The following is a 22,323-nucleotide window of genomic DNA, read 5'->3' as shown; positions in this document are numbered from 1 at the left end:
TCGCCGGGAGCGTTGATCGCAAACTGTCCGGGCGGTGTCGTGGGACGGACCTCGGGTGCCTGCCCTCAGCACCGGTCCGCAGAGAGAGAGAGAGAGAGAGAGGAGTGGCATGGCTGCCGGCCAACTGACCCTTCCTGATTACATCATTCTCCTGCTTTATCTGCTTGCGCTGTTGCTGCTGGGATTCCTGCGCTCCCGGCAAAGCACGAGCACATTGGAGGAATATGTTATCGCCGGCAGGAAGCTCTCGCTGCCGGCCTTCGTGGCCACGCTGGTCGCCACCTGGTACGGCGGCATACTTGGCGTCGGCGAGTTTTCCTATCAGCACGGTTTGTCGAACTGGCTGGTGTTGGGCGTGCCCTATTATTTGCACGCCTTTCTCTTTGCCGTGTTTCTGGCGGGCCGCGCGCGCCGCGCACCGGTGCTCACTATTCCCGAGCAATTGGAGGCGAGCTACGGCCGCACCACCGGTCTGCTGGGTGCGCTTTTCGTCGCCCTGCTGGCCACGCCCGCGCCTTACGTGTTGATGCTCGGCGTGTTGTGCGAAATGATCTTCGGCTGGCCGCTGTGGCTCGGGGTCGTGGTGGGCACATTTTTTTCGATCGTCTATTGCATGCGCGGTGGCCTGCCGGCAGTGGTGCGCACCGAGATCCTGCAATTCATTTTGATGTACGCCGGCTTCATTCTGATTCTGGCGTTTGCAATCACCCGGTATGGTGCTTGGGAATTCCTCGCGCAGCATCTGCCTCCCACCCATCTCACCTGGCATGGTGGCAACCGGCCGCAGTATATTCTGGTGTGGTATTTCATCGCGATGAGCACGCTGGTGGATCCCAGTTTCTACCAGCGTTGCTTTGCCGCGCGCAGCGAAGCCGTGGCCCGCCGCGGCATTTTCATTGCTATTGGCTGCTGGTTGCTGTTCGATTTCATGACCACCGCAACCGGCTTGTATGCCCGCGCCTTGCTGCCTGATCTTGCCAATCCCGCGGCCTCCTATCCTGAACTTGCCCTGCATTTGTTGCCGGCAGTGGCCCGCGGCATTTTCTTTGTCGCCCTGCTCGCCACCATCATGTCCACCATCGACAGCTTTGCCTTTCTCTCCGCGATCTCATTGGGCAGGGATATTTTCGGAAAGCTCGGTCGGCAAACCAGTGCGGCGCAGGCGACGCGCCTCACCCAACAAAGCATGGTGATCGTTTTCCTGGCGGCAGTGGCAATTGCGCTGTGGGCGCAATCGGTGGTGGCGATTTGGTACCGTCTCGGCACGATCATCACACCGGCGCTGTTGCCGCCACTGGCCGCGAGTTTTTCTGCGAAGTGGAAAATGTCGGCGCCGGCCGCGCTCAGTACGATGGTGCTGAGCGCCGGCCTCACGAGCATATGGCTGGCCACGGAAAAGGAAGGCAGATACTGGCTGGATCTCGAACCCATTTATGCCGGGCTGGCGTTGGCAGTGGTCATTTTTCTCGGCGATCAAATCAGAAAACGCGGCAGCGGGCAGACGCGCGCAGGGCAGCAGGAGGGCGGCGCGGCCTGAAAGGTGGCAGGGAAAAACCTCTCACGGCAACGGGCCCATGGAGAATCATGCCGGCAGCCCGACCGCGGGCAACACGATTGCTCTTTCATGCCTGCCTGCAGACAAGATGTCTGCGCTACATTTTCATCGTGATGGGTGTCCCACCAGCGGCATGAACATTCCTTCGGAATGACAGTTTGGGGTTGCGGAGCGGATTTCAGAACTTAACGTTGTAGTATTCACATCGAGGGGTAAATCGCTGCCGTGCGCCCAAAATGCAGGCCTTGGAGCGACTTTATTTAATCACCACGACTTTGGTGCGCGCCGTGCCGGCGTGGGTTTTGATTACCGCCAAATAAACGCCATTCAACACCTTGCGTCCACGGTCGTTGAAACCATTCCAAAAGACATCATCGACGTGCGCACCGCGCCGGCCTTGCGGTGTGTTCGCGCCGAACTTGCGCTCCCACACCAGCTCTCCCAACAGGGTGAAAATTTTGATCTCCACCTCCGAATCCTGCGTGAGATTGTAAATGAAGTGCGTGCCCTGACTGTGATCGTTGGTTTCCGGCGGCCGGAAGGGATTGGGATAGTTGTAAAAAGTGCCGGCATCGGGATCGAACAACACCGACAGCGCGGAATTGATCTGAAAGGCGGCGCCGCTGCGATTGTTGTCGTCGACCACCTGCACCGGCAGCCGTGAGTCCCGGTCGATGGCATTCAAATCCGTGCTCTCATCGAAAGCGAAAAGAAAGGCGTCGGCAGTATCGGCCGCCACGAGATCGGCGCGCAATGTCAGGCGCGGCGTCCGGTCAAAGCCGACGGCAACCGAATCCACCAGCAGGGGTAATTGCACCGGATTGCTTTGATCCGCCGGCGTCAGTTGAATTTCACCATAAAGTTTGCCGGGGAGATCTTCATCAATGAGGCGCAAGGCCTTGAACAACAGGCCCGGTGCCATATGCCTGCCCTGGCGGTTGCGAACGTAAAAACGCAGACCGGTCAGCAGTATGTCGCTGCTGTTCTGGCTGGCACCGGGATCACTCAGACGGAGCTGCATCACCGGCACGTTGGTTTCGCCGCGCGCCACCGGCGGCCGGCGTGTCAAGGGGACGCTGGTGACAATCAGCTTGCGTGCTTCCGTGGCAATGTTGATGCGCTGCCGCAGATCTTGATCCACCACTTGCGCATCCGCACCAGTGTTGGCATCGTCGGGCGGATCGAGCAGGGTGATGGCAATGTCCTGCGTGCCGGCCGGTTCGAGGGGCGCCAGGATTTGCCAGGTCGCCACGCGCATGCCTTGGACCAGGCTGGTTCGTTTCACGAAAGAAGTGTCGATGGCAGGATCGAGCTGATAATTTGCCGGCAAACGAATCTCCACACTGTCCACCCCGGTTATCTCCGCCTCTCCCAAATTTTCGAGCAGCGCGGCAACCTGAAACGATTGCCCCACGCTTACCACGCCGTCGGTGGCGGTTTCCGGGCTGGTGATTTTGGTGCTGAACAGCAGATTGGCGCGCTTCACCACTCGAATCTTCAAAGAGTCGATTTCCGGGCCGAGAGTGACAGATTGATCGCTTTCATCGTTGGCGGTGAGAATGATCTTGAACATCGCGCTGTCCAATGTGCTGGCGGGGGCGGTGAGATCCCAGTAAAATTCCTGGCCGGGCGCACCACTCACGAGCTTGACGAGTTGATCCTCCGGCACGAAGCCGCCACCCTCCGGCAACAGCAACCGTGCCGTGATGTTGGTGGCGCGCACCCACTCCGCCCTGGCCGCGAGCGTGAAGCGCTGCTCGGTGCTCAAGCTGCGGTCTTGCGCACCGGCAGGCGCGAAGATGCGAAAAGCAGTGAGTGCGATCGTGCCGCGATCCAGCGTCTCGATCGACAAATTTGCAATGCCGTTGTTGCGCATGGGTGCCTGCTCGCCGGCATTGAGGTCGACCGGCACGTGTGTGACAGTGAACGTCAATTCCCGGCTCGCAGTCGGCAGCGCAGGCGCGGTGGCCTGCCATTCCACGTAACCCACGCGTGTCTCTTCATCGATCACCAGTTCCTGCTCGGCCGGCTGTTGCAACTGCAGCCCGGTTTCACCCACCTGCAATGTCACCCTGGCGAGAGAGGAGGTGGGCGCGCCCAGGTTGCGCAGGGTGGCGCGCAAAATGAAACTTTGCCCAACCGCAACCTTGCCGGAGCGGGCGCTCGCCGGCGAATAAATTTCCGGCGTGAGCTCGAGCAGGGCGCGCGGCTCGGCCTGCACGGTCAGCGTGCCCGCCACCGGTGCTTCGACCTCCCCTTTGGAGTTTTTCGCCGTGAGTCGCACGGTGATCTCACGCGGCGTGCTGTGGCTGCCCACCGGCGCCTTCAGACGCCAGCCCACCGAATCACCATTCACCGTTTTGCGACTCGGTTCGTTCGCCAGGAAGCTGTAGCCCGTGGGCAGGGTGATTTCGCCATTCACCTCACTCAGGTTGGGGCTGGCCGCCACTTTCGCGGTCACGGTGAATTCCTGCTCGGTGGAAACAATGCGATCGCGCGCGCCGGCGGGTTCGCTGATCGCCAGCGACGTGAGTGCCAGTGTCGAGGCATTGACATCCACAATGACCATGACGGTGCGCGTGGCGGCATCCGCCAGGGTGCCGTCATTGAGGTCGCGCGGCAGAGCGACGATCTCCACCAGCAAAGTGTCCTGCGCCGAGGCGAAATTCGGCGCGGTGATTTGCCATTCCACCGGCACACCGTCGCGGAAGGGCCGCGGCGCGTTGTCCAGAATCGCGTAGCCGGCCGGCAGCGGCGGCACGATCTGCAGCCGGCCGCTGTCATCGAAAGGGGCCTGGCCGAGATTGCTGACCACGGCGCGCAGGGTGAAAGTCTGGCCGACGGTCAATTGCCGGTTGGGCACGGCGGGCAAACTGGCAAGCAGTTGCAGATTCGCCGGGGTGTGCACGCGCACTGCCGCCGTCGAATCAAAAGCGGCAGCGATGCGCGCCCGCGTCGTCGGCGTGAAGGCGGAATCAATGGTGGCTTCGAACGACTCCAGCTCGCCGTCGGGCGTGGGGGTGGCGGGTGCCGTAACCACGAACACGGCGGTGCCGGTGCTGCCATTGTCAATCGGGCCGAGGCGAAGCTGTTGCTGCCGCGGCGTGGCCTGCCGCAAGGCCCTGAGGGTCACCCAGACGCTGTCCAGCCTTTCGAAACCGATGTTGTTGACGTCCACATTGAGGGAAAAACTCTGATTGGTATTGACGGCCCCCACCCCGCCGTCCGGCTGGCTGCTGATGATGGTTTTGGCGATGCGCACGCGGGTCAACGAGATGACCTGCACCGTGTCGCTGCCGGTCACCGTCAGTTGCCGCCGGTCGTTCACATCCCGGCCGCTCACGCTCGCGCGAATGGCCAAATCGCCGCCATCCCGACCCACGCGGCTGATGCGATACTCGAGCGTATCCACTTGGCCGCTGCGCAACAACAACCCGCCACTCTTCAAGGCCGTGGGCGTCTCGACCACGTAATCAGTTTTGACTTCATTGTTGATGGTGAGGCTCAGGGGTTGCGGCGGGTCGAGCTGGACGTCGGCCGCGTTGGCGTCCGCGGCCAGCGCAACAGAGACGCGCCAGGACTCGGTGGAATTGGCGGCAATTTTCTTGTTGCGCAGCGAGGTGCTGACTCCCAGCAGCCGCAATGCCGCCGGCCGGTCGATGGCAATCAGCGCGGTATCATCCACGGCAGGATTGATCGTCGCCTGCGACTTGGTATTGGCGGCAAAGGCCGCGGTGATCGTGGCGGTCAACTGCTCGCGGGCGGTTGCCGTCGGCCCGGCCACCACTTCAAACACCGCCACGCGATTGGGGTTCTTGAGAGTGATGGTATCCGTCGCAATACTCGAGGCGCCGTCGCTGACCAACTTCACCCGTACGCTGTCCAATGCCTCTTCATTGGCGGGCGTGGCGCGCAGGACCACCCGCACCTGAAACGGCTGGCCGGTGTTCAGACGGTTGCCGTGGAACACCCCGGCGAGCACGGTGGAATCGATCGCCGCCACCGCCGGCGTCTGCATGGTGACGGAGGTGCCGCCGGCATCCCGGGTATCGTCGATGATGATGCTGTCACTGTTCACTTCACGCGCCGTGAGCACGCCACTGATCTGATTGCCGCCGGAGGCGGTGCCGGTGGTGGCGATGATGAAATCCAGGCGGCGGGTGGTGCCACCCTTCACCGTGCTGTCGCCCGGCGCGCCTTCCAGACTGGCGGGCGGAACAATTGCAAAACCATTCGGCCGTGCAAAACTGATGCTCGGAGGAGCACCCTTGAACAACACGTGCACGTCGCTTTCGCCGGAATTCTCGACCGTCATGGTCACGCGCCAATCCTGTGTCTGGCGTTGCGTCACCGTGGTCTGCGAGGGCTGCAACGCGATGCGCAATTTCGCCGGGGACTGCACCACAAAGCTGCCCTGCGTGCCGTTGGTGCTGGCTTCGAAGCGGGTGTCGCCGATGCGGGTGGTGACGGTGGCAAACACCAGCGCGATGCCGCGCGCACTGCCGGTGCGGCGAATTTTAAATTCGAGATAATCCGTGCTGTCCTTGCGCAGGATGTTGTCCCCGGAATTGCGAAAGGCCGTCGGTCGCACCACGTCATAATCGCTTGCCGTGACGCCGTTGACCTGAATTTCAAAAGTTGTGTTGTCCAAACCCATGTCGGCACTGCCGTTGTTGCGCAGAGCCATGGTGATGGTCCAGTCCTTTCCCATGCCCTGGGTCACGGTGTTTTGGCTGGGCACCACGCTCACGATTTCCAATTCCGCCGCGTCCTGCACCAGCAGATTATCGGTGCGCAGCGGGGCCGGCGAGAAGAGCGAGCCATTTTGGGTGCCGCGAATGGTGAGCGTGGGCGTGTAGTTGCCCAGAAGCTGATTGGCCACGGTCTGGCGCTGGAAGGTGAGCTTGGTGAAGCTGTTGCCCGGAATGCGCGTGGTTTGGTTGGCATCCAGCAGTGCGAGATAAAGCCCGCCGAATTCAAACTTCGTTTCGTTGGGAATCAAATTGACGGCGGCATCGCCAGTGTTGCGCACGGTCACACTGAATTGATAGGCATTGCCGCGCGTGACGGTCAGCGGGCTGAGGGAGCCGCTGATGAAACTCAGCTCCGGCGCCTTTTGCGCCACCCACTGATCCAGCGGTGGATCCGCGTTGTCATCGCGAATGTCACCCACATCCACCACCGTGCCCACCACCGAACCGTCGAGCGTGATGATGCCGGTGCGATCCTTGGCCTTGACCGAGAATTCCAGCGTCACGGTTTGCAGATTGCCGGGAATGATGGCGGGCAGCGGCGTTTTCAACTGCACCTGGAAACCCTGGGTCTGGCCGCCAAACAACAAGCTGGCAGAGATCAGTTGCACCGGATCACGGCCCAGGTTCTGCACCACCATCTTCACCGCCAAATTCTCCTGATCGGTCGAAATCGTGTCACGATCCGAGGTCACACTCAGAATGCGAAGCTGATTGACGCTGACCGCCACACTGCCACTGGCCGCGCCATTGGCGCCGCCGGCGACATAAATCGTCGCCGTCCCGCCGGTGGTCTTCGCACGGAATGCGAACGAGAGTGTACTGGCGGCGGTGGTGGCCACCTGAAACGAAGGGGAAGCAGGATCCGCATCACTGCCGACGATCTCGCCTAGATTGGGGTCGCTCACCGAGACGGTAAACAGCCTGCCCGCTCCCACGGGATTGCCAAAGGCATCCGTGATCACCGTCGATTGAATCGTGGTGGTCTTCAACCCATTGGCCGGCAGCTTCGGCGGGTCCGCCGTCAGCGTGATGGCACCGGCGGCATCGCCGGCCAGCACCTGCACGGCATTGGAAACCCCGGAAAGTGTGCCGCTCTGCACGGTGATGCTGGCATTGCCTGTGCCCACCGCTTGGAAGGCGAGGCTTTGATTCAGTACACCGTTCACGAAGGTGCCCGTCGTCGGCGAGAGCGTTCCCGTGCTGGGTGTGATCTCGGCTGTTCCGTTGAAACCGGTGACGGTGTTGGAGAACTGGTCCTGTGCCGTGGCGGTGAGCAAAAACGCCACCCCTGCCGTCTGGGTGGCGGCCAGTGGTGCTACCACAATTTGAGTGGCGCTGCCGGGATTGACCGTGAAGGGTGCAGACTCGCCGCTTTTGCCGCCGCCCGTCGCACGAATGATGATGCCGGCCTGGGCCTTGGTAATGCGCGCCACGCTGGTCGACTGCTGGGATTGATTGCTGAACTCCAGCGTCGTGGGCGTAAGCGTGCCAGTATTGTCCGTCAGCGTGACCGTGCCGGTGAAACTGGTGTTGTTGTTGAAACCATCCCTGGCGGTTACGGTCAAGGTGAAATTATCGCCGGCCTGCGGCGCGGAAGCCGGCGGGGAGACTTCGAAACGCTGCAACGGTCCGGCGGTGACCGCAAACGGCGGCGAGGAGGCCGGGCCGTCGAGGCGAAAGTCCGCGCTGTTTTGTGTTTCAATCGTCAGGCTGTAGCTGCCCGCCGTGGTGTGATTGGTCAGCAACGAGAAAACCACCCCGGTCGCCACCCCCATCGGAGTGGGATCACCGGAGCCATCACGGGTCAGTGTCAGCACCTGGCCGGCTTTGACGGGCGTGAGAAAACCGCCGTTCATGCCGGCGGTGCCACTGGCCACACTGACACCCGCAAGACTGAAGCCGGCCGGAAAAGTAATCACGATTTTACCGTCGGCAGGCAAGCCGCTTTGCGGGGTGAAGGTCACGGTGCAGGTGGCGCGGTTGCCGGCGGCGGCATCATCGAGTGTCACTGTAATGTTGGAGATCGTGCCACCCACAACCTCTGTAACATGCAGCAGCACAATCGCGATGGTACTGATGACGGGGAGGCGGCGCAAGAATCGCACGGCAACACGCGGCCGGCAGACAAAGGGGAACAATGGCTGGAAGCAGTGCAAGGTTGAAAGAGACATCGCCATCACGAATCAGGTTGTTCAGAATCCATGGCAGTGATAGGGATCAGTTGACCCTTTCCGGCGCGCGTTCGAAGGCAATGGCTTGTGGCGCCAGATCGACGACCGCCGCAGAAGCCTGTGGCCGTATTTGCAGACGAACCAAATGAACAGCAGACAGATCGTCAGGATTGACGATCGCGCTCACCCGCAGTGTAATCGCGGTGCCGGCGGCAACCGCTGGTCCGCGGCCGGTGCGCCGGAGGCGCAGCTTCTGTGCTGCCGCCGTCACCGTGAACCCGCCCGGCAATTGTTCACAGCCGGCAATTTTGGCCTTGCGGAGATCGAAGCTCGCGGGGAACTCCAGTATGAACTCAGCAGTGGGAGCGAGAGCACTGGCAGCGGTGAAGGACAATTCATACACCGAGGGCTGGCCGGCTGCGGCTTGCAGGGCTCGCAGTTGGAATGCGGGGTGTGGCCGGTCTTGCGCGTTCGCGGGCGGGGAAAGAAAAAGAATCAAACTCCAGCAAGCCAGCCATCCTGCGGCTGGCGGGATGAGCTTACACTTCATGCTTCCGCTCCTGTTGCAGATATTCAAGGTGCCGTGCGGCGGAACGGGTCAAGATTACGAGTTGGGAGACGCCTGCTTCAATTTGGTACAAGGCGTCTTTTGCTTGCTTCTCATGACAAGGTGATGATGGTCGGCCGGCCTTGGGACGGCGTGCTGTTTTTTGAATGCTTGCGTGTCACACGACTGCTGGTTCGCCAGCCTGGTGCAACTGCTGCAACAAAAGCAACCAGTGGCACGCCGTCGCGAAGCGCTGCGGGAAGGAAACAGACAAAGTTCATACCACAAAGCAACAGAATGGCACGCAACACACGAAGGATCGTCTTGGGGAAATCTTGCCGGTGGGAGGGAGGTGGGAACTACTTCAAACAACAAAGGCCATGAGAACATGGCCTTTTGTGAAACTGGCAAATGCCGAGCGACCTGCGAAATCCACTGCCCCGGCGGTTTTTTGAATGACTGCTTTCTCACCGGGACTTGCACTGCGAAGATCGCAAGCTCTCTCAGCGGAACATCGCCTTGATGCTGCCCCAGGTCGCACGCGCGCTGGAGATGGTGGGATTGACACTGATGGTGTTGGAATAGGTGAAGCTGCCGTCGCGATCGACGATTTTCAAACGATAGTAGTAAACACGCAAACTCGATTTGAACACGGTGTTGTCTTCGTAGACATAATCAGTCTTAGTGGTCGCGCTGCCTTTGGCTTCCACCACGGCGATGCGCTCAAAGGTCTTGTCGTCCAACCCGCGTTCAATTTCGAAGCCCTTCAGATTGATCTCGGCTTCCGAGGTCCATTTCAGCGTGACTTTGTTGCGCGCCGGCTCGCCGCGAAATTCCGACACCACAGATCCGGCAAGCACCGCCGCCGCGCTGCAAGTCAACACCAGCAAAATGAACCCTGACACTCTTCTCATAAAACTACACCTCGCTTCCATACCGGCAAAAAGATAGGGGTTTCTCTGCGAGAGTCAAGAATTTTTTCGGGCGTTTGCCTGCTTCATCGTAAAGCAATAGTGAGTTTACACATTGTTTATCGCACCACAAGAGCCGCGATCAAATTTGCACCCCTTCATAGCACGGCAGAGAGTCAACCCTCGATGTCAAGATCACCCCCCCAAATCCTACCACGAAAGCAGAACTCCCAGGGAAAAAGCCATTGCGTGGGAGTCCATTTTCATGGGAGGGAAAACTTGACGCCTCGGCAGTAATCCCGGAGCGCGGCGCCCCGATGCAGCAGTCAGTGAGTGTTGGAACGGCAGGGCAGAAACCGGTCCCGCACTTCCTGCATGAGTTGCAGTCGCAATGGACTGCTCTTGGCGGCAGAATTGATTCGGTGGGGCGTTCGTCCGTCGCCAGGTTACAGCCGGTGCCCAAGCCCGTGCCTTCGGCGCCCGCTTGTGCCGCGCGGCGCGCAACAGGCCTGCTTTGGCTGTACCCTTTTCCTGCTCCACTTGCTCCCCCCTTTCATTTGTTGGACGTGACGGCAGGACAAGCGAGGCGGCAAGCCCGCGCAGAGCCCGCCCGGCGAGCGCGACGCTGTGGCGAAGAGGCTTTGCTTGCATCTGGCAGCGCGGCTTTGTATTTTCCCGCCAATTTTTTGAGAATTTGCATCCGCGCCTCCACTTCCCAAAAGAGAAAGACACCGAAATGGCTGATCCTTCCCCGCTCGATCTGCTCTGTATCAATACCATTCGCACCCTCGCGATTGACGCGATTCAGAAGGCCAACAGCGGCCATCCCGGACTGCCCATGGGCGCTGCCACCATGGCCTATGTGCTGTGGGATCGTTTCCTCAAGCACAACCCCGCCAATCCTCACTGGCCTGATCGTGACCGCTTTGTCCTCTCGGCGGGCCACGGCTCGATGCTGCTCTACAGCCTGCTGCATCTCACCGGCTATGACGTGTCGCTCAGCGACCTGCAAAATTTCCGGCAGCTCGGCAGCAAAACGCCCGGCCATCCTGAGCACGGTCTTACGCCCGGCGTTGAAACTACCACTGGGCCACTGGGCCAGGGCTTTGGTAATGGCGTGGGCATGGCGATTGCCGAAGCCCATCTTGCCGCCGTGTTCAATCGTCCCGGCTTCGAAATCGTGAATCACTACACCTATGCCCTTGTCAGCGACGGCGACCTGATGGAAGGCGTGGCTGCGGAGGCGGCGTCCCTGGCAGGCCACCTGCGCCTGGGCAAACTGATCTATCTCTACGATGACAACCGCATCTCGATCGAGGGCAGCACCGACCTCACTTTCACGGAAGATCGTGCCCTGCGTTTTGCCGCCTATGGCTGGCACGTGCAGACCGTGACGGATGGCAATGACCTGACTGCGCTTGAAAAAGCCCTGGCAGGGGCGCGCGCACACACCGACCAGCCCTCGCTGATCATCGTACGCACCCACATCGGCTATGGCAGTCCCAACAAACAGGACACTGCCGCCGTGCACGGGGAACCGCTGGGCAGGGAGGAAGTGGTGCTCACCAAGCGTGCTTATGGCTGGCCGGAGAATGAGGCCTTTCATTTGCCCGAGGCCGCGGTGCAGCACTTTCGCAAAGCTTTGGCCCGCGGCCGGGAGGCGGAAGAGGCGTGGCGGCAGAAATTTGCGGCGTATGAACAGGCCTTTCCCGAGTTGGCGGCGCGCTTCAAGCGCGTGATGGCCGGCGAGTTGCCTGCCGGCTGGGACCAGGACATTCCAATTTTTCCGGCGGACGCCAAAGGCATGGCCACACGGGTGGCGAGCGGCAAAGTGCTGAATGCCATTGCCGCCCGCCTGCCGGAATTGCTGGGCGGCTCGGCGGACCTCGCGCCCAGCACCAAAACTCTGATCACTCAGGAAAAAGATTTTGGCCCCGAGCATCGCACCGGCCGCAATCTGCGCTTTGGCGTGCGCGAGCATGCCATGGGCAGCATCTGTAACGGCATTGCCCTGCACGGGGGTCTGCGGCCGTATGCCGGCACATTTCTGGTATTCTCCGACTACATGCGCCCCGCCATTCGTCTGGCGGCCCTCAGCGAGCTGCCGGTAATCTATGTCTTCACACATGACAGCATCGGCCTGGGCGAAGACGGTCCCACGCATCAACCCATCGAGCATTTTGCCGCGTTGCGCGCCATTCCGAAACTGATCTTCCTGCGGCCGTGTGATGCCAATGAAACCGCCGAGGCCTGGCGCTTCGCGATTCGGCACCGCGAAGGACCGGTCGCCCTCGCCCTCACCCGCCAGGACGTGCCCACGCTCGACCGTTCGCGCTGCTCCGCCGCCGCCGGCCTGCAGCGCGGAGCCTATATTTTGTGGGAGTCGAAAATCGGCACGCCGCGAATTATCCTGATCGCTTCGGGCAGCGAAGTCTGGCCCACCTGGCAGGCGGCGCAACAACTGAATGAACGCGGCCTGGCAGTGCGGGTGATCAGCATGCCCTCATGGGAGCTGTTCGAAGCGCAGCCGCAAAGCTATCGTGAGGAGGTGCTGCCGCCGGAGGCGACGGCACGCCTGGCAGTTGAAAGCGGCATCAGCCTCGGTTGGCACAAATATATCGGACCGCACGGCAGCACGGTCACCATTGACCACCGCTATGGTGCTTCGGCGCCGGTGGCGGCGGTCATGAAAGCCTACGGTTTCACCGTGGAAAACATCGTGACGCGCGCGCTGGCGCTGCTGACTTGAAGGCCATGTTGGGCAAGATTTTCAGGATTGACTCGATCATGCGGGGGAAGAAGGGCGTGCGTGCGGAGTGACTGCTGCTCGCGGGAGAACCGACAACGGCGCTGGGCCTGCTGCTGGGGATGCCAGTTTCCCCTCTGAGATTTGCAACGGCTCATGTCCGGCCTTGAACTTCACAGCAGGGCGCTTAAAAGCCACGACCCGGCCGTGGCGGAACAATGATGCAGTGTTTTTATGCCGGGGTCTGCCTCTGCAACAAAAAAGCCGGCTCTCGTGAGAGAGACCGGCTTTTGTTTTCGGGTGGTATTGACCGGCAGGCGCAGGGCTGCAGGGGATCAATACATGCCGCCGCCCATGCCACCCGCAGGCACCGGCGGGGTTTTCTCCTTTTCGGGCTTCTCGACGACTGTGGCTTCGGTCATCAACAACAAGCCGGCGACAGAAGCGGCGTTCTCCAGGGCGGTGCGCACCACTTTGGTGGGGTCAATCACACCCGCCTTGAACAAATCAGTGAACTGCTCGCTGTCAGCATCGAAGCCGAAATTGACGTCCTTGCTCTCCTTCACGCGTTGCACCACGATCGAACCTTCCCAGCCGGCGTTTTCAGCGATCTGGCGGATCGGCTCTTCGATGGCACGCTTGACGATGTTGACGCCGGTTTGCTCATCCGCGTTGTCGAGTTTGAGCTTCTCGAGCGCGGGGATCGCCCGCACCAGGGCCACACCACCGCCCGGCACGATGCCTTCCTCGACTGCCGCGCGGGTGGCGTGCAGCGCATCCTCCACGCGCGCCTTCTTCTCCTTCATTTCGACTTCGGTAGCCGCACCGACACGCAACACCGCGACGCCACCCGCGAGCTTGGCCAGGCGCTCCTGCAGCTTCTCCCTGTCATAATCGGAAGTGGTGACTTCAATCTGCTTCTTGATCTGGTTGATCCGACCCTTGATATCTTCGGTCTTGCCGGCACCCTCTACGATGGTGGTGTTGTCCTTGTCGATGGTGACCTTCTTGGCGCGACCGAGATCGGAGAGCGTGGTGTTCTCCAGCTTGAAGCCGGCTTCCTCGGAAATCACCCGGCCGCCAGTCAACACCGCGATGTCTTCCAACATGGCCTTGCGGCGATCGCCGAAGCCCGGCGCCTTCACCGCCGCGACTTTGAGCGTGCCGCGCAGCTTGTTCACCACCAGGGTCGCCAGCGCCTCACCTTCCACCTCTTCCGCGATGATCAACAGCGGCCGGCCCATTTGCGCCGTCTTCTCCAGAATCGGCAGCAGGTCTTTCATCGCGCTGATCTTCTTGTCGTGGATCAAGATCATCGCATCTTCGAGCACCGCCTCCATGTTCTCGGGATCGGTGACGAAATACGGGGAGATGTAGCCGCGGTCGAACTGCATGCCCTCCACCACCTTCAGCTCGGTTTCGGTGGATTTGGCTTCCTCCACCGTAATCACGCCGTCTTTGCCGACCTTCTCCATCGCATCCGCGATCAAATCGCCGATGGATTTGTCATTGTTTGCGGAAATGGCACCGACCTGCGCAATTTCGGTTTTGCCCGGCACGGGCTTGCTGATCTTCTTCACTTCCTCGATCACCGTTTTCACAGCCTGTTCGATGCCGCGCTTCAGGTGCATCGGACTGGCGCCGGCAGTGACGTTCTTCAAGCCTTCCGAGAAAATCGCCTGCGCCAGCACGGTGGCGGTGGTGGTGCCATCACCGGCGTTGTCACTGGTCTTGGAGGCAACTTCCTTCACCATTTGGGCGCCCATGTTCTCCATGGGGTCTTCCAGCTCGATTTCCTTGGCCACAGTGACGCCGTCTTTGGTGACGGTCGGTGAGCCGAATTTCTTGTCGATGACAACGTTGCGACCCTTGGGGCCCAGGGTGACTTTCACCGCATTGGCGAGCGCGTCCACGCCACGCTTGAGCGCTGCACGCGCATCCATGCTGTATGTGATGATCTTTGCCATAGTCCGAGTTCTCCTTGATCTCAAAGTTCGTAAGTTTCCTGCAGCAAATTACAAAATGGCCAGGATGTCGCTTTCACGCATGATCAGATAGTCCGTACCATCCACCGTCACTTCCGTGCCGGAGTATTTCCCATACAGAACCTTGTCGCCCTTCTTCACTTCCATCGCCATCTTCTGGCCCGAATCCGAGATTTTACCCGGTCCAACAGCCACTACCTCTCCTTGCATTGGCTTCTCTTTCGCCGTGTCGGGAATGATGATACCGCCGACTTTCTTCTCTTCCTGCTCAATTGGCTTGATCACCACGCGATCAGCCAGTGGTTTAATATTCATAACTTTGCCTCCTTGAAAGGTAAAAGGTCCGAATAGAACGGTACTTTCTCGTCGAACTTGTTAGCACTCATTTCATATGAGTGCTAAAAGTTGGCTCCAATTTATAATTCTCATCTTAAATGTCAAGAGGATTGTTGGCAGCTTGTATGACAAATTGACAAATTCTATAAGGCTTCAATTTTTTTAAAGGTTTTTCAGGCAAAATCAGACCAATCAAAATGACGGTTAGAGCTTGCTGATCACAAGGTGTAATTTTAATTTTTGCTTTCAAAGCCATAATGATGAAAATTATAATGCTAAAAAATTGACATTCTACAAGAAAAATATCGCGATACCGTTATTTTTATAAGTTATCGTCCGTTTCTAACATGCTGGCACAAAAAAGCAGACAGAGGAACCCAGTCAATCTCACTCACAATAGCAGGTGGAAAATTTTTCCGCCTTATGGAGATGTTTTTAAAAGGTGATTATTTGTCCAGAGATCAAAATGGTCTAAAGCCACATTGCTTGATTTAACTATGAGAAATCTCTTAACAAATGCAAAGTGATTGAATTTATAAACGAATATTACTATTTTTATGCATTACAAGCTGAAAACATGGAAGCTTTTTCGGTTTTTTTATGGGTTACGAGTGACGGACTCAGACCACAGGCATTGCAAGAGAACGCTTTTTGAGGTAACCCTTTGATAGATGAATCATGCTTTTCTCCCATTTTTTTATAAAAAAATTTCCTTTTGAGAACGTTCATCTCCTGTCCGGAAGAGGCAGTGTTTTTCACCCAAAATGGCTTGCTCAAATTTTTTGGGGGTCTTACTGCAGCACGAATTCCAAAATGCAAAGCATACGTTCCCGGGCGATCTGATCAAATGCCTTCTGGCCTCATCACCATGCATTTACCAACAGCGGTCACTGCAGAACCGTTTTTTCGTTCCTGCTCAGGAAGGATTCCCGTGACCGATTTGCGCGCTGCCGGTTTTCCCACGTGCAAGAACGCGGCTTGTCTGACGGGGAACAAGCCCACCCTGAAATGAAAACAGACTGAATTATTGTGTTCAGAAGGAGTGCCATGCCCATTCGTGCCATTCGTGGTGCGACTACTGCCAACGCCAATACCTGCGAAGCCATCCTGGATGCCACCCGCGAACTTCTGCTTGCCATCGTTCAAGCCAATCAACTCACGGTCGCGGACATTGTCAGCGTTTGGTTCACCATGACGCCGGATTTGGACGCAGCTTTCCCGGCACGCGCCGCACGTGAGCTGGGGTGGACCTGCGTGGCTTTGCTTGACACACAGGCTCCGCGGATCGCGCAAGATGTGCCGCGCTGCATTCGGGTGATGATGCACTGCGAAACGGAGCGGACGATCAGCGATCTGCGACACATTTACCTGCGCGAGGCAAAACATTTGCGCTCCGATTGGGTCGAGGAACAAACACGATGATTGCTTTTCAGGGTGAGAACGGTGCGTATTCCCAGGAAGCCATCTTTGAAACCTTTGGGCCGGAGACGCCCACACGGGCGTGCACCTCTTTCAATGAAATTTTTCAGGCGGTGGAGACCGGCGTGGCCGAGCTCGGAATGTTGCCGATCGAGAATTCGACGGCGGGCGCGATCACCCAGTCTTATGATCTCTTGCTGGATCATGATCTCAAAATTGCGCGCGAAGTCATCTTTCGCGTGCGGCACGCACTTTTGGCAAACAACGGGACCACTCTCGCGGATATTCGACGGGTGCATTCACACCCCCAGGCCCTTGCTCAATGTGAACGTTTTATTGCCGAACATCATTGGGAAGCGGTTGTCGCCTACGATACCGCGGGCGCGGCGAAACAATTGGCCCGGACCCCGCACAAAGAGGCAGCGGTGATTGCGAGCGAGACCGCGGCACGGTTGTACGGCCTGGAGGTTCTTGCGCGCAACGTCCAGGATTTATCCCACAACCTCACGCGCTTTTTCGTCATCGCACCGGATGAACCGCCGCGCGCCGAGAAATCGAAAACTTCCATCGTCTTTGCCACCCGTCACCTCCCGGGCGCGCTCTACAATTGTTTGGGGGAGTTTGCTTCCCGCGGCATCAGTCTCACCAAAATCGAATCGCGCCCCGATCGCCGGGTGCCCTGGCATTACGTCTTTTATCTCGACTTTGAAGGACATTGGAGCGATCCCCCATGCCGCGACGCCCTCGTGAACTTGTTGAGCAAAAGTTCCTTTCTCAAAGTACTGGGTTCATATCCCGCCGGGTAAAGGAGGAAAAACCATTTATGGTAATTGTCATGAAGCATCATGCGACGCACGAACAAATCCAACGCGTGGTACGCCACATCGCAACACTGGGCTACCGGGCCCACCTCTCGCAGGGCGAAGAGCGCACCATCATCGGTGTCATTGGCGATGAGCGTCCGATTGAGCCGGAATCTTTTGAGTTGCTGGAGGGAGTGGAACGCGCCGTGCGCATCCTGCATCCGTTCAAACTCGCTTCGCGCGATTTTCACCCGGACGATTCCATTGTCAAGATCAATGGCCTGGCCATCGGGGACAGGCAAATCATTGTGATGGCGGGCCCTTGTTCCGTCGAGTCGCGTGAGCAATTGCTGGAGACGGCGGCGGCGGTGAAGCAGGCGGGCGCACACATTTTGCGCGGGGGCGCTTTCAAACCGCGCACTTCACCCTACGCCTTTCAAGGTCTGGGACTCAAGGGGCTGGAACTCCTGCAGGAAGCGCGCGAGGCATTTCATCTCCCCATCATCACGGAGGTGATGTCGCCGCCAGAGGTGACGCTCGTGGCGCAGTACGCCGATATTTTGCAAATCGGTGCGCGCAATATGCAAAATTATGCCCTCCTGCACGCCGTGGGCGAAATTCAAAAACCGGTCCTGCTCAAACGCGGTTTGATGTCCACCATTGAGGAGTTGTTGATGGCGGCGGAGTATATTCTGTCGCACGGCAACACACGCGTGCTCCTGTGCGAACGCGGCATTCGCACCTTTGAAACTGCCACGCGCAACACGTTTGATGTCAATGCGCTCCCGGTGCTCAAATCACTCACGCATTTGCCGGTCATCGCCGATCCCAGTCACGGCACCGGCCACTGGGAGTTGGTGACGCCCATTGCGCGCGCCGCGATTGCGGCGGGCGCGGATGGTTTGCTGGTCGAAGTGCATCACGATCCCGCACGGGCTTTGAGCGACGGGGCGCAATCGCTCAAGCCGGAAAATTTTGCGCGCCTGCTGGAGCAGGTGCGGCGCGTGGCGCAGGCGGTTGAACGCAGTGTGTAACAGGGGTAGAGGAATGACGGAAGATGCGTTTGAGCAGCAGGTCATCGCCATCGTTGGCATCGGGTTGATGGGCGGTTCGCTGGCGTTGGCGTTGCGTGAACGCCAGGTCGGTCAAAGGATCCTGGCGGTGGATCACAATCCAAAGACGTGTGCGCATGCCCGCGCGCGCGGCCTCGAGGCCGTGCCGGATTTGGGCGCGGTCACGCAAGCCGATGTCATCATTCTGGCCACGCCGGTGCGAACCATCATCGAACTGTTACCGCGTGTGGGCGCACTGGCGCGGGCCGGCGCGCTGGTGATGGACCTGGGCTCAACGAAACGCGACATCGTGCAAGCAATGAACGGACTGCCGGCGCATCTTCAGGTTATTGGCGGGCATCCCCTGTGCGGCAAAGAAACAGCGGGGTTTGCTTCGGCGGATGCAAAATTATTTCAAAACGCGGTCTTCGCCTTGTCACCCCTGGCGCGCACTTCGGCCGCGACGCTCGCGCATGCGCAAAGGCTGGTGCAACGCACCGGGGCACGTCCGCTCATTGTGGAGGCGGAACGGCATGATCGAATTCTGGCGACCACCAGTCATTTGCCCTATCTCCTGGCGGCCGCTTTGATGCGGGTTGCCAACGAACAGGCACGCGACGAGGATTTGCTCTTCACTTTGGCGGCAAGCGGCTTTCAGGACACCTCGCGGCTGGCCGCCAGCAACACGACGATGATGCTCGATATTTTGATGACGAATCGTGCGAATGTTACCGAGGCGTTGCGGGCAAGCGCGCGCCAGTTGAGCGAGTTCGCCGATCTCATGACCAATGAAGAAGAGTTCACGTTACACACGATCCTGGCAACTCTCGCGAACAAACGGCACACGTTGTTCAAGCAACCCTCCCCGATCGAAAATCAAAAATCTTTTTGAACAATTTTCTCTCTCCCCTGCAGTGCCCTTCTGCGCGGCATCGCCCCCATCCCAAGCGACAAATCCCTCTCGCATGGTGCGGCGATTGAGGCGTCACTCGCCAACAGCAAAACCGTCGCGAAACTTTTTATCCGGCACCACCACACAAGTCAGCCCTGGCGTGCCTTGGGCGTTGAGATAAAGCCAAGCACCACGGCCGCGCTCACGCTATCCGGAAGCGCCCGGCTCGAACCAGGTGATATGCTGTTTTGCGAAGCCTGGGATGGCCTTGCGAGGCGCGCGTGAATTGCGGGCGAAATGCATCGAGGCCGGCACCGATGATCAGGGTTTCCTGCGAGCTTTGTGGGAGGGATCATCAACGACCGGGCGATTCGTGCGCCGGTCGGGGGAAAATGGAATACCCGCGTTCTATGCCGAACGGTGGGGATAATTCATCGTGGCGGGACGGAAGTCATTTGATCAACACGGCCGGCGGGGTGTGCCTTGCACATGGAACGCGGCAGCACCGCAAACCTACCACGAAACCACACACCCCTGAAAATCACGGCGAACCATTTCGTGAGAGAAAACATGACTCGGCATGCAGGCGGTTGGCTCATCACGCACGCTCGTGCAGAGCCCGCAGTCTGAGTCCTGCCATGCTGCATTCACACAAATCAACAGGGAGCCAGTTTATGGGACTGCCCGATGGCAGGCCTGCACCAAAGCCGCCGCGCGCTGAGGATCGATGCGTTGATGAATCTGCCCGCCCACTTTGATCGAGCTGCCCACGATCGCGCCGTCAGCAAAGCGAAGCAGCGCAACCGCGTTGCCGGCATGCAGGCCGCTGCCGATCAACACCGGTCGCTGGCCGGCCGCCTGTCTGACCGCCCGCAGAAATTCAATGTCCACTTCCTTGCCGCTGCCGGTGCCGGAAACAATCAGCGCCTCACAACCCGCGCGGTCGTAGAACTCTTCGACTTCCTGCGCCAGCTCGCGCGCCACCAGCGGTGCGGCATGCTTGACGCGAATGTCCGCATAGATTTGGACGTGCGGCGCGCCCAGTCGCCGGCGCTCACGCATCAACAAATGCGCCTTGCCGGTGAGCACGCCCTGATCGGTCACTGCGGTCCCGGCCAGCACATTGACTCGAATGAACTGCAACCGCGCAGCCGTGGCAATTGCCAGGGCTGCGAGCGCGTCATTGCGCAGCACATTCACCCCCACCGGCAGGCTGCAGCACGCCTTGATGCGATCCGCGATGATCGCCATCGCGGCCACCGTTTCAGTCGGCACTTGATCGGGGTAATAGGGGAAATCGCCGAGGTTTTCGCAGAGAATGCCGGAGAAGCCGCAATTCTGCAGCGTCTTCGCATCCTGCAGCGCCGCCGCGATCGCTTCATCGAAAGCCACGGCATGCGGGCTGCCCGGCAGGCCGGGGAGATGCACCATGCCGAGCAACACCGGCGGATGAGGAAAGAGGGATTGCAGAGCCGTTCCGGTCACGGGTCCCAGTTACTTGTCGCGTTTTTTGGCACGTCAACACCGCGGCTTTGCCCGGGTGTTCCGCCGCACAGGCTGCAGCCTTGCGCCGGATCAGCCGCTTCACTCCACCAACTGCAGAATGCGCCGGCGCACTTCCTGTTTGCCGAGAATCTCGACGATGGTCGCCAGGTCCGGGCCGTGCAGGTTGCCGGTGAGCGCCACGCGGATCGGCATCCACAAATCCTTGCCCATCACGCCGGTCTCTTTGTTGACCACTTTCATCATCTTGCGAAACGCTTCGGCGGTGAGGGTTTCCTGCAGCTCGAGCTGGCGCAGGAAAGACCAGTAAACCTTCTCCGAGGCTTCGGTCTGCGTCAGGGCAATCGCCTGGCCTTCGGTGATGCGCACGCGCTCGACAAAAAAGAATTCCAGCTTTTCCACCACCTGCGCGAGATATTCCAGACTCTCCTGAATCAACGCCAGCATGCGCTGCAGCACCTCGCTGGCGGGCAGTTTGAAGCCGGCCTTTTGCAGAAACGGAATACTGGCCTGGAGCAACTGCTCCGGCGTGAGTCTGCGCAGATAAACACCGTTCATCCAGTTCAGCTTCACGGTGTCGAATACCGCCGGAGATTTGTTGAGACGGCTGAAATCGAATTCCCGCACCAACTGCTCAATCGAAAGAATTTCCTCGCCGGAGGGTGAAGACCAGCTCAGCAGGCTGAGAAAGTTGATCAGCGCCTGGGGCAGGTAGCCCTTGGCGGCGAACTGATCGAGCGAGGTGGCGCCGTGCCGCTTGGAGAGGCGGCTGCGATCCTCCCCGAGAATCATGGGGATGTGACAGAACTGCGGCGCACTCCAGCCAAAGGCTTCGTAGAGCGCCATCTGCTTGGGGGTGTTGATGACGTGATCATCGCCACGAATGACATGCGAGATTTGCATGAGGTGATCATCGACCACGCAGGCGAAATTGTAGGTCGGCAGGCCGCCGGAGCGCACGATGACAAAATCGCCGAAGGCATTGGCGGGAAAATGCAGTTCGCCGCGCGCCAAATCCACGAAGGAAAACGCCCGCGCCGGCACGTGAAAGCGGATGGCCGGGACCATGCCGCGCTCGCGCAACGCCTGCTGTTGCGCCGGCGTCAGCAGGCGGCACTTACCGCTGTAGCGATACTGGCCGCCCTCGCTTTTGATGGCCTCGCGTTCGGCTTCGAGTTCCTCTTCGCGGCAAAAACAGTAGTAGGCCTTTTGTGCGGCGAGGAGCTGGCCGGCATACTCTTGATAAAGCGCCAGCCGCTCCGATTGCCGGTAGGGCCCGAACGCGCCGCCAGTCTCCGGGCCCTCGTCCCAGTCCAGGCCGAGCCAGCGCAGGTCTTCATAGATGGAGTTTTCCGATTCGCGGGTGGAACGTTCGGCATCGGTGTCTTCGATGCGCAGAATGAAACTGCCGCCGCTGTGCCGGGCATAGAGCCAGTTCAAAATTGCGGTGCGGGCATTGCCGATATGCAAATGCCCCGTGGGGCTCGGGGCGAATCGTACGCGAACAGAGGCTTTCATGGGATCACAAACACTGTTGCCTGATGCTCCGGTTTCCTGTTTTTTGCAATTTGAAATTTAAGAGAGAATGGGAGAAAAGCAAGCTGCGATTCCGCGGGTGGCACGGCAAAGCGCGCATGCAATCGCCGCCC

The 22,323-nt window shown here is 59.3% G+C and carries 13 protein-coding genes; 6 read left to right on the top strand and 7 right to left on the bottom strand.

Going from position 1 to position 22,323, the window contains the following annotated elements; translation table 11 throughout:
• Nucleotides 1–109: 109 nt before the first annotated feature.
• Entirely contained in the window at nucleotides 110–1,537 is a 1,428-nt protein-coding gene (locus ONB52_04305; GenBank protein ID MDZ7415368.1) for a sodium:solute symporter family protein, read from the top strand.
• 274 nt (nucleotides 1,538–1,811) lie between these two features.
• Here the strand turns inward: ONB52_04305 and ONB52_04300 are convergent, their stop codons facing one another.
• From ONB52_04300 to ONB52_04290, 3 genes are all read right to left on the bottom strand, one after another.
• Nucleotides 1,812–8,414 carry a hypothetical protein gene (locus tag ONB52_04300; protein MDZ7415367.1) on the bottom strand — a complete coding sequence of 2,201 codons (6,603 nt, stop codon included), beginning with the start codon at nucleotides 8,412–8,414 and terminating at the stop codon, nucleotides 1,812–1,814.
• Between the two features lie 112 nt (nucleotides 8,415–8,526).
• Nucleotides 8,527–9,030 (bottom strand): hypothetical protein, encoded by a 504-nt coding sequence (locus ONB52_04295; GenBank protein MDZ7415366.1) that lies wholly within the window; start codon nucleotides 9,028–9,030, stop codon nucleotides 8,527–8,529.
• Between the two features lie 500 nt (nucleotides 9,031–9,530).
• On the bottom strand, nucleotides 9,531–9,941 hold the full coding sequence (locus ONB52_04290; GenBank protein MDZ7415365.1) for a hypothetical protein: 411 nt from the start codon (nucleotides 9,939–9,941) through the stop codon (nucleotides 9,531–9,533).
• 733 nt (nucleotides 9,942–10,674) lie between these two features.
• On the opposite strand from ONB52_04290, the gene tkt reads away from it, so the two are divergent.
• The gene (gene tkt / locus ONB52_04285; protein MDZ7415364.1) at nucleotides 10,675–12,687 is read left to right on the top strand and encodes a transketolase; all 2,013 of its coding nucleotides are present in this window, start codon (nucleotides 10,675–10,677) and stop codon (nucleotides 12,685–12,687) included.
• A gap of 332 nt (nucleotides 12,688–13,019) precedes the next feature.
• Here the strand turns inward: tkt and groL are convergent, their stop codons facing one another.
• Complete coding sequence (groL, locus tag ONB52_04280) at nucleotides 13,020–14,651, bottom strand: chaperonin GroEL (protein ID MDZ7415363.1); 1,632 nt, start codon at nucleotides 14,649–14,651, stop codon at nucleotides 13,020–13,022.
• A gap of 48 nt (nucleotides 14,652–14,699) precedes the next feature.
• A complete protein-coding gene (gene groES, locus ONB52_04275) occupies nucleotides 14,700–14,984 on the bottom strand; it encodes a co-chaperone GroES (protein ID MDZ7415362.1) in 285 nt (94 codons plus the stop codon).
• A gap of 1,068 nt (nucleotides 14,985–16,052) precedes the next feature.
• Between groES and aroH the strand changes: the two genes are divergently transcribed.
• From aroH to ONB52_04255, 4 genes are read left to right on the top strand one after another with little or no spacing between them, the layout of a single operon-like run.
• Nucleotides 16,053–16,427 carry a chorismate mutase gene (gene aroH / locus ONB52_04270; protein MDZ7415361.1) on the top strand — a complete coding sequence of 125 codons (375 nt, stop codon included), beginning with the start codon at nucleotides 16,053–16,055 and terminating at the stop codon, nucleotides 16,425–16,427.
• On the top strand, nucleotides 16,424–17,230 hold the full coding sequence (pheA, locus tag ONB52_04265) for a prephenate dehydratase (protein MDZ7415360.1): 807 nt from the start codon (nucleotides 16,424–16,426) through the stop codon (nucleotides 17,228–17,230). Before aroH ends, pheA begins: the two co-directional genes overlap by 4 nt.
• A gap of 17 nt (nucleotides 17,231–17,247) precedes the next feature.
• The gene (gene aroF / locus ONB52_04260; GenBank protein ID MDZ7415359.1) at nucleotides 17,248–18,261 is read left to right on the top strand and encodes a 3-deoxy-7-phosphoheptulonate synthase; all 1,014 of its coding nucleotides are present in this window, start codon (nucleotides 17,248–17,250) and stop codon (nucleotides 18,259–18,261) included.
• A 13-nt stretch (nucleotides 18,262–18,274) separates the two neighbouring features.
• Nucleotides 18,275–19,171, top strand: coding sequence for a prephenate dehydrogenase (locus tag ONB52_04255; protein ID MDZ7415358.1), 897 nt, complete (start codon nucleotides 18,275–18,277; stop codon nucleotides 19,169–19,171).
• A gap of 672 nt (nucleotides 19,172–19,843) precedes the next feature.
• Here ONB52_04255 and ONB52_04250 read toward each other — a convergent pair.
• Both ONB52_04250 and gltX read right to left on the bottom strand, forming a co-directional pair.
• The gene (locus ONB52_04250) at nucleotides 19,844–20,656 is read right to left on the bottom strand and encodes a BtpA/SgcQ family protein (protein MDZ7415357.1); all 813 of its coding nucleotides are present in this window, start codon (nucleotides 20,654–20,656) and stop codon (nucleotides 19,844–19,846) included.
• Between the two features lie 99 nt (nucleotides 20,657–20,755).
• Nucleotides 20,756–22,192 (bottom strand): glutamate--tRNA ligase, encoded by a 1,437-nt coding sequence (gene gltX / locus ONB52_04245; GenBank protein MDZ7415356.1) that lies wholly within the window; start codon nucleotides 22,190–22,192, stop codon nucleotides 20,756–20,758.
• Between the last annotated feature and the right edge of the window lie 131 nt (nucleotides 22,193–22,323).

Source organism: candidate division KSB1 bacterium (genome assembly GCA_034506255.1).
GTDB lineage: Bacteria > Zhuqueibacterota > Zhuqueibacteria > Zhuqueibacterales > Zhuqueibacteraceae > Coneutiohabitans > Coneutiohabitans thermophilus.
The sequence above is the reverse complement of the archived record's forward strand: the minus strand, read 5'-3'. Positions and strand labels throughout refer to the sequence as shown.